The sequence below is a fragment of the Mesobacillus sp. genome (assembly GCF_047739415.1).
Taxonomy (GTDB): Bacteria; Bacillota; Bacilli; order Bacillales; family Cytobacillaceae; genus Mesobacillus.
The window spans coordinates 1-8,552 of sequence record NZ_JBIQOE010000109.1; the positions used below are offsets into that span (position 1 = coordinate 1).

The 8,552-nt window shown below is 43.7% G+C and carries 9 protein-coding genes; 7 read left to right on the forward strand and 2 right to left on the reverse strand.

Features of this window, described 5'->3' with window-relative positions; genetic code table 11:
* Positions 1-178 precede the first annotated feature (178 nt).
* The gene (locus ACH0QE_RS08935; RefSeq protein ID WP_415800355.1) at positions 179-1,396 is read right to left on the reverse strand and encodes a nucleotidyltransferase; all 1,218 of its coding nucleotides are present in this window, start codon (positions 1,394-1,396) and stop codon (positions 179-181) included.
* Between the two features lie 146 nt (positions 1,397-1,542).
* On the opposite strand from ACH0QE_RS08935, the gene ACH0QE_RS08940 reads away from it, so the two are divergent.
* From ACH0QE_RS08940 to ACH0QE_RS08955, 4 genes are all read left to right on the forward strand, one after another.
* The gene (locus tag ACH0QE_RS08940) at positions 1,543-2,067 is read left to right on the forward strand and encodes a YceD family protein (RefSeq protein ID WP_023615019.1); all 525 of its coding nucleotides are present in this window, start codon (positions 1,543-1,545) and stop codon (positions 2,065-2,067) included.
* An 80-nt stretch (positions 2,068-2,147) separates the two neighbouring features.
* A complete protein-coding gene (gene rpmF, locus ACH0QE_RS08945) occupies positions 2,148-2,321 on the forward strand; it encodes a 50S ribosomal protein L32 (RefSeq protein ID WP_023615018.1) in 174 nt (57 codons plus the stop codon).
* A gap of 501 nt (positions 2,322-2,822) precedes the next feature.
* A complete protein-coding gene (locus ACH0QE_RS08950) occupies positions 2,823-3,584 on the forward strand; it encodes an enoyl-CoA hydratase/isomerase family protein (RefSeq protein ID WP_415800356.1) in 762 nt (253 codons plus the stop codon).
* An 88-nt stretch (positions 3,585-3,672) separates the two neighbouring features.
* Positions 3,673-4,293 carry an RsfA family transcriptional regulator gene (locus ACH0QE_RS08955; protein WP_415800357.1) on the forward strand — a complete coding sequence of 207 codons (621 nt, stop codon included), beginning with the start codon at positions 3,673-3,675 and terminating at the stop codon, positions 4,291-4,293.
* A 49-nt stretch (positions 4,294-4,342) separates the two neighbouring features.
* Here the strand turns inward: ACH0QE_RS08955 and ACH0QE_RS08960 are convergent, their stop codons facing one another.
* Positions 4,343-4,816 carry an N-acetyltransferase gene (locus ACH0QE_RS08960; protein WP_415800358.1) on the reverse strand — a complete coding sequence of 158 codons (474 nt, stop codon included), beginning with the start codon at positions 4,814-4,816 and terminating at the stop codon, positions 4,343-4,345.
* Between the two features lie 365 nt (positions 4,817-5,181).
* Between ACH0QE_RS08960 and ACH0QE_RS08965 the strand changes: the two genes are divergently transcribed.
* Genes ACH0QE_RS08965 through ACH0QE_RS08975 form a run of 3 tightly spaced genes read left to right on the forward strand, consistent with a single transcriptional unit; the run spans position 5,182 to position 8,314 of the window.
* Positions 5,182-6,525, forward strand: a complete 1,344-nt coding sequence (locus ACH0QE_RS08965) for an acetyl-CoA carboxylase biotin carboxylase subunit (protein WP_415800359.1) — start codon at positions 5,182-5,184, stop codon at positions 6,523-6,525.
* Positions 6,526-6,538: 13 nt separating this feature from the next.
* Positions 6,539-6,751 carry an acetyl-CoA carboxylase biotin carboxyl carrier protein subunit gene (locus ACH0QE_RS08970; RefSeq protein ID WP_041965515.1) on the forward strand — a complete coding sequence of 71 codons (213 nt, stop codon included), beginning with the start codon at positions 6,539-6,541 and terminating at the stop codon, positions 6,749-6,751.
* Positions 6,752-6,772: 21 nt separating this feature from the next.
* A complete protein-coding gene (locus ACH0QE_RS08975; protein WP_415800360.1) occupies positions 6,773-8,314 on the forward strand; it encodes an acyl-CoA carboxylase subunit beta in 1,542 nt (513 codons plus the stop codon).
* Positions 8,315-8,552: the final 238 nt, after the last annotated feature.

Sequence of the window (8,552 nt, forward strand, 5' to 3'; positions counted from 1 at the left end):
TTTTGAGTTGTGGATAACTTCATGAAGTCTTCTTAATCCAGCTCCAGCGCCTAGCCCCTCGAGACGCTTCGGTCCGCACAATGAAGTCAAAGAACGACTTCACCGGTCGGCCCTCCAGCGCTTGTCGGGGCTGAACGAGGCACTTGCGCTTTTTGTTCTAAGTTGCTGCAGCGATTTTTCATGATTTCAACATGATTGGAGGCCGGGCGAATTCTTCTGCAAGCAGCTGATCTTGCCCCTTTCCAGTTTGTCCGAGAGCATAAATCCTTGATGCTTTAATATCAAGATCGATATCAGGGTCAGAAAAAGCGGAGAGCTTTGAGACAAGTGGCAGACTGAAATCCTTTTTCTTATGGTTCAGGTAAGATCGGCCCTTTTCAGTTGCTCCTAATAGCCTCAAATAATTCACCGTTTTTTGGCTCGTTTTCATCGTGGTTTTGCTTGTATTGGTTAAAATATGAAGGCAGACTCTCTGCAGCCTTGTCCATGTATAACGCTTGGTTTTGATATATTCCATGAATTGCTGGAATGATTCTGAGGAAGCAGCAGCGGCAAGCAATCTGTTCTCCAGTCCTTCTTCTACTTCATAGAAGCCCCTTAATTCTGATGGATTGCTTTGGAGCAATTTGTATTTCAATAATGGCCAGTAGTTTTCCCATGAATGGAAACTGCCATATTGATCTCTGTAATCTGTAAGCTGTTTGTAGGTCGTTTCTGGTACGTATTGCTTAATATTTTCTATTTCTCCTGCTGCTCCGAACAGAGCTTTGCGTATGCTCGTGGCGCTGGCAATCGTGGCGGAAGCAAAATGCTCATCATGGTAGCCGGCACTTTTCCTGGTGATCGTTTCAGCTTTCATTGAGCTTTTTTGCCTGATGATTGCCTGTATGTAATGAAGTCCAAGGATGTTATTGGGTCTTGAAATATCGATAAAGCTTTCATCTGGAGCAAGAGATTGAAAGCCGAGGGAGATTGACTTAGGGTAACTATATCCTTCTCCAGTGTAAAGTCTTATTCTTTCCTGAAATTTTTCATTGTTTTCTTCAAGAAAGGTGATCGTTTTATTAAAAGCATCCAAATCACCGGATTCACTGCCAAAACAAAGAGTATCGCAGCCAGCAGCAGAAAGTATCGATACGGCCCCTTCTGCAAAAGTTTCCGCATGCTGTGTCGCAAAACGGTAGGGAAGCTCAAAAACGATGTCAACGCCTGCTTCGAGAGCCATCTTTGTCCTTGCCCATTTTGAGACAAGTGCAGGCTCCCCGCGCTGAAGGAAGTTCCCGCTCATCGCCGCAATCGAGATATCTGCCCCAGATTGTTCTTTTGCCTGTTGCAGGTGGAATAAATGGCCATTATGGAAAGGATTATATTCAACAACGACGCCCACAGCTTTCATTCTTGTACTCCTTCATGTTAAGATGGATATTGCATTGTCTTTAAGTTTAATTTAAAGTATTTATGTAAATTATAGTGTAAAGAAAAAATATTGACAAATGATTACGCGAAGGGCTATAATTACCTTTGTTGCCTTGGGGTGATTCTATGAAATGGACAATAAGTCAGATACAAAAACATCGAAACAAGGACTTTCTAATCGACGAGTTTGTCCGAATGGACTCGATAAAGGAAACAGAACCAACAATCCGTGAGGTATCTCCCATCCACCTAACTGGAAGGGCGGATATCAGTGCCACAAGAGTGACATTCCATATCAGGATTGATGGACATCTAATTCTTCCTTGTTCACGGACACTAGTTGATGTAAAATATCCAATTGATGTGGAAACAACTGAAACTTTCATGTTAAACAGCCACGACTATGAGGCTGACGAGGAAGTTCATCAAGTAACAGGCGATGTCATTGATCTTGAACCCATCATCAGGGAGATCTTGCTAGTGGAAGTTCCAATGCAAGTATTCTGTGATGATAGCGCTGGTCAAGAAGGCGCACCCCAGTCAGGTAAGGATTGGGAAGTAATCGAGGAACAGGAGAAATCCGAAAAACTTGATCCCCGACTTGCCGGACTTGCAAAATTCTTTGAGGATTCTAAGGATTCCTCTGACTAATCGATTAAAAAAGAGCGTGGAGGTCCAGAAAAGGACTGGCCTTCATAAACTTTCTTATTCCTTTTAAGGAGGTGGGAAGAATGGCTGTACCATTTAGAAGAACGTCTAAAACTGCGAAAAGAAAACGCCGTACTCATTTTAAATTACAAGTTCCGGGTATGGTAGCATGCCCTAACTGCGGTGAAATGAAACTTGCTCACCGTGTGTGCAAAGCTTGCGGAACATACAAAGGAAAAGAAGTTGTAAACGACTAATTTTCTCTAAGAAAAAGCACAGGATGCATCCGCATCCCTGTGCTTTTTTTCTTTCTTTGCTCTGTTAAACTCGACTGTTGATTTTCGTTCCAGGCGCTTCGCTTTCCGCGGGGAAGGATAGTGAAAAATCCCAAAGGCCGGATTTTTCATAAACCAATTCTTTCTTGCAGTCGGGGAGCCTCCTCGGCGCTTTATGCGCCTGCGGGGTCTCCCCATTACTTGCTCATCCCGCAGGACATTGATTAGCTTCCTCGAATCTTCCCACGCACGATGGAAATGCGATAGCATTTTCGGAGGAGTCTACGCGCCTTCCACTACAATCAACAGGGCTTCAAAACCACATTGGGCTTTAACAAAGCCATTTTTAAAGGTATTTCTATTCTTCCTTTTTTACTCATCCCAAAACTCTTCGCTATTTCACTCGCTTCATTAACTCAAATCCTTTTTAATTGAACTGAAGATTGATAAAATTTAGTGGACGAGAATCTTAGGAGGAAAATAATGGATCCATACATAATAACGAAAGAAAAAGATGGAGTGCTGCTTTTTACGATCAACAGGCCTGACAGGAGAAATGCCATAAACTTTGAAGTAATGGCCGGACTTGAAAAAGCAATCGATATGGCTGCAGGAAATGATGTAAAAGTCTTTGCCATTACAGGGGCAGGTGACCAGGCATTTTGTTCTGGTGGGGATTTATCCGCCTTCCACAGTTTAAAAACAGAGACCCAGGCGTATGGGATGCTCTCAAGGATGGCTGGTATTTTATATAAGCTCCTTGTCCTTCCGAGACCCACGATTGCCATTCTTAATGGTTCTGCTGTAGGGGGAGGGTGTGAAATTGCTTCAGCCTGCGATTTCCGGATTGGAAGAGATGGGATGAAAGCAGGATTTGTCCAGGGAAACCTAGCTATTACGACAGGCTGGGGAGGGGGAAGCATCCTCTTAGAGAAACTTCCGCAAAATATTGCGTTTAAAATGCTGCTCGATGCAAATATATACACTGCTGATGAACTCAAGGAATATGGATTTATCCACCAAATATATAAAGAAAATCCGATAGATGCCTGTCTCTCATTTATGAAAGGAAGCTTGAATAAAGAGGCAACTGTATTGGAAGCTTATAAAACTTTGATGATAAAAAAATGGGAGCTTTTATCAATGAGAGAAAGGATGGAAGAAGAGGCTGCAAGATGCTCTGTCTTGTGGGAGGATGACGCTCATCACAAAAAAGTAGACGAATTCATGAATAAAAAAAAATAAAATAATTAGCAGGGTATTATGCGATATCAGTCTATCTTTCCTATTAGATGCATATGAATGAATAAAAAACAATAGGAGGGATTTTCTGATGCCATTAACCCGTCAGGATGCCTGGTCACAGGATGAAGATTTATTGCTTGCTGAAGTTGTATTGCGGAATATCCGCGAAGGCGGTACGCAATTGAAAGCATTTGAAGAGGTAGGAAAGCAGCTTTCGAGAACGGCTGCAGCTTGCGGTTTCCGCTGGAATTCATATGTAAGGAAACAGTATAAATCTGGTATTGAACTGGCGAAAAAGCAGCGGAAGGAAGCGAAAAAACAGGCGAAGACACCGGAGAAGTCAGAAGAGGCTGTGCAGCCTGTGAGCGAAGCTCCAACCATTGCACCTGAACCAGAGAAGACACAATCAAACTTAAATATTGAAGCAGTAAAACAATATCTTGACGACCTCTATGAAAAAGCGGGGGCTGCAAACAGCCAGGATGTGCAAAAAGAAAAAATCCGCGGGCTGGAAAAGCAAATCTATTACTTGTCTGCCGAAAATGAAAAATTGGAAACTCAATTGCGCTCCATGGAAGAAGACTATCGCGCCTTGATTGACATCATGGAGCGAGCGAAAAAAAGAGTAGGCCCTAAAGGCGAGGATCAAAAGCAAAAAATGAACTTCCAGGTAGAAGGAAAAGCAAATCTGGAGAAGGTCGAAAAATAGGGAGACAAAATGCGCCTGCCGGACATGGCAGGCGCTATTGTTTTAAAAATTATTGAACCTGTTCAGTTACACCGGCTGGATACCAGACAAGCGGATTCTCTCCACGGTCTCTTTCCACATCATAATGAACTGGTGTAAAGCCCATCTTATCCCAGAAGTCCTGAGATTTCACTCTAGGATTTGTTTTGATCGGCAGGCCAAAGCTTTTAGCAAATTCAACAAGTGCTTTTCCATAACCCTTGCCCTGGTAATTTGGAAGTACTTCCAACTTCCAAAGCTCAAGATAATCCTGTGGTGGCTCGAAATAACGATCAAACTGCTTTTTGACCTGGTAAAGGCTCATACGCGCAACAAGCTTGTCGCCGAAATAGATCCCGTAGAACGGAGAATCACTATCATTTTCAACAATGTTTGCTTCCAAATCCTCAAGCATTGAAAGCTCCTGGTGGCCATACTCTTTGAATTTCTTGAATTCTTCTAATGTCTTATAATTGATTTTCAGTTTCTCCACTTTATTCACCATAAAACAATCCCCCAATCAAGCCGCCAATAATTCTGTGGATACTGCTCTGATCGAAAGCGATGTCCCTGCAAACCACAATTAAATCCGCACCTGGATTTTAACGAGTATTCCATCGAAATAGTTCTCGGCGGGTTTAAAAGAAACAATGCATTTGATAGCAGCAATATTTATATACCCGAAAATTGGGATATTTAAAGGCAGCTGAATATATTTGTTTTTTATAGCCTATTTTTATTATATTATAAAAACATGAAAAATTCTGCATTTGAATTTTAGAAAGCGGTTCCAATTTTTGCAGGAAAGATACAGAATATTGTAGAATTTTATATAGTGAGCGTATTTTTTTACGGGAAAGGGGAAATAGCGTGCAAAAAATATTAATTGCAAACAGAGGAGAAATTGCGCTTCGTATTATCCGAACTTGCCGCGAACTAGGAGTTGAAACAGTGGCTGTCTATTCTGATGCGGATCAAGAGCTGCCTTTTGTAAAGGAAGCTGACAGCGCTTTCCGGATTGGCGAGCCGCCTGTTCAAAAATCATATCTTAATGCAGATGAAATTTTAAGAATCGCAAAGGAAGAAAAGGTGGATGGCATCCATCCTGGTTACGGCTTTTTATCTGAAAACGCAGAGTTTGCCCGTAAAGTGAAGGAAGCAGGTTTGACTTTCATTGGTCCTGCTCCGGATACGATTGAAAAAATGGGCGATAAAATCGTCGCCAGAACAACGATGGAAGAAGCGGGTGTTCCCGTTGTGCCAGGCAGTGACCAGGGATTGAAGACACTGGAGGAAGCTGTCAAGCTTGCAGATGAAATAGGCTACCCTGTCATGCTGAAGGCGAGCGGGGGAGGCGGAGGCATTGGCATGGTGCTTTGTGAAAATGAGCAAGCGCTCGCTAAGAATTTTGATTCTACAAAGGGCAGGGCAAAGGCTTACTTTGGCTCAGATGAAGTATTCATTGAAAAATACATCAAAAATGCTCGACATGTTGAGGTGCAGATTTTTGGAGATACCCATGGCAACCATGTACATATGTTTGAACGTGATTGCTCAATCCAGCGGCGCCACCAAAAAGTGATTGAAGAGGCACCTTCACCATTCCTGAAGGAAGAAGCGCGGCAGAAGATGTATGATACGGCTGTAAAAGCCGCTAAAGCAGTGGGCTATGTGAACGCAGGAACTGTGGAATTCATTGTGGATGAGAACGAAAACTTCTATTTTCTTGAAATGAACACAAGACTGCAAGTTGAACATCCAGTAACAGAAACCATTTCAGGTCTCGATCTGGTTAAGTGGCAGCTTCTTGTTGCCCGCGGTGAGAAACTTCCATTGCTTCAGGATGAAATCGAAAAGAAGGGTTGGGCCATTGAATTCCGTTTGTATGCGGAAGACCCAGTAAGGTTCCTGCCTTCGCCTGGTAAAATCAGCGAGTTTTCATGGCTGGAGGCAAAAGGTGTTCGAGTAGATTATGGTTATGAATCCGACTCGACTGTAACACCTTTTTATGACCCTATGGTGGCCAAATGCATTGTAGGAGGCAATACCCGGGAAGAAGCAATCCAGCTTGCTCAGGAATTTTTCGCGACACTGAAACTGGAAGGAATTAAATCCAATGCTCCATTGTTTGCGGAAATTTTAAGTGAAGAGGGCTTCAAATCAGGCAACTATACGACAGCCTATTTAACAGAAAGAAAAATGGCATCTAAATAGAGGAGGAAAGAACATGAAGGAAATTACAGCAAATATGGCAGGGACAGTACTTAATGTGATGGTGGCAGCGGGAGATACGGTATCAGAGGGGCAGGAAGTCCTAATGCTTGAATCAATGAAGATGGAAATCCCTGTTGAAAGCCAGGGTGCTGGAAACGTTGCTGAAGTGAAGGTGAATATTGGAGACTTTGTAAACGAAGGCGATGTCCTGCTTGTATTAGAATAATAGATTTTAAGGAGGAGTAGAATGACTACCGCGAAGACTTTAACTGATTCATTGCAGGAAAAAGTTCAACAAATCGAGGCTGGCGGACAACCGAAATATCATAACAAGCTGGCTGAGCAAAATAAATTATTTGTGCGTGAGCGTTTGAATCTATTATTTGACGACGGAGTCTATGAGGAAGATGGCAAATTCGCCAATTTCCAGGCTGGTGACCTTCCAGCAGACGGTGTCGTAACAGCGATAGGCAAAATTGGCGGGCAAACAGTCTGTGTCATGGCGAACGATTCAACAGTAAAAGCGGGTTCCTGGGGAGCAAGGACTGTTGAGAAGATTATCAGGATCCAGGAAACAGCCGAAAAGCTGAAAGTGCCATTATTGTACCTCGTTGATTCTGCTGGAGCCCGGATTACAGACCAGCTTGATATGTTTCCTAACAGAAGGGGAGCAGGAAAAATCTTTTACAACCAGGTGAAGTTGTCTGGAGTAATCCCGCAAATCTGCCTTCTTTTCGGGCCATCTGCAGCAGGAGGAGCATATATTCCTGCTTTCTGCGATATCGTGATCATGGTTGACCAGAATGCTTCGATGTATCTGGGATCACCAAGGATGGCGGAAAAGGTAATTGGCGAGAAGGTAACGCTTGAGGAAATGGGCGGAGCCCGCATGCATTGTTCAGTCAGTGGTGTAGGTGACATGCTTGTATACAGCGAGGAAGAAGCCATTGAATCAGCGAAGCGCTATTTGAGCTATTTCCCTGCGAATTTCCAATCGAAGACAGATGTTGTCGAAGGAGTAGCTCCTAAGGCTGGAAGAAGTCTTGAAGAGATTGTACCAGTGAACCAAAACGCTCCATTTGATATGTTTGAAGGTATTGATGCGCTGATCGACGAAGGTAGTTTCTTTGAAATTAAAAAATTGTTCGCTCCTGAAATCATCACTGGCCTTGCGCGTATAGATGGAAGGGCAGTTGGAATCATTGCGAACCAGCCGAAGGTGAAGGGCGGAGTATTGTTCGTGGATTCTGCCGATAAGGCGGCTAAATTCATCACACTTTGCGATGCCTTCCATATTCCATTGCTGTTCCTGGCAGATGTGCCAGGCTTTATGATTGGGACGAAGGTAGAACGAGCAGGTATCATTCGCCATGGTGCGAAATTGATTGCTGCGATGAGCTCTGCGACCGTACCGAAAATCTCTGTAATTGTCCGTAAAGCATACGGTGCTGGATTGTACGCAATGGCGGGACCGGCATTCGAACCAGATTGCTGCATCGCCCTGCCGACTGCGCAGATCGCCGTAATGGGTCCGGAAGCTGCGGTTAACGCAGTATACTCCAACAAAATCAATCAAATTGAAGATCCAAAAGAGAAAATCGCATTTGTCCAGGAAAAGCACCAGGAGTATAAAGAAAGTATCGACATCTATAAGCTCGCTTCCGAACTGATCGTGGACGACATCGTTGCAGCCAACGACCTGAGGAATGCACTGATAGACCGGTTCAAGCTATACGAAACAAAAGATATGGAATTCAGTGTCAGGAAACATCCTGTATATCCGGTATAAAGACAAAAAGCGCAAGCGCCTTGTTCAGCCCCGACAAGCGCTGCCCGCCTAAAACGCCACATCGTGTGGCTGGCGGGTTTACACGTCCTGTGCCTTAGAGGGCCTGACAGTGAAGTCGTTCTTTGACTTCATTGGCAGGACCGAAATAGAAAAGTATAGCCGACTGCCCAGAAACGCAGAAACTGGAGACTCCGACAAAGAAGCGCTTTTTGCTTCTGACGGCGGAGTTGAAGTTTCG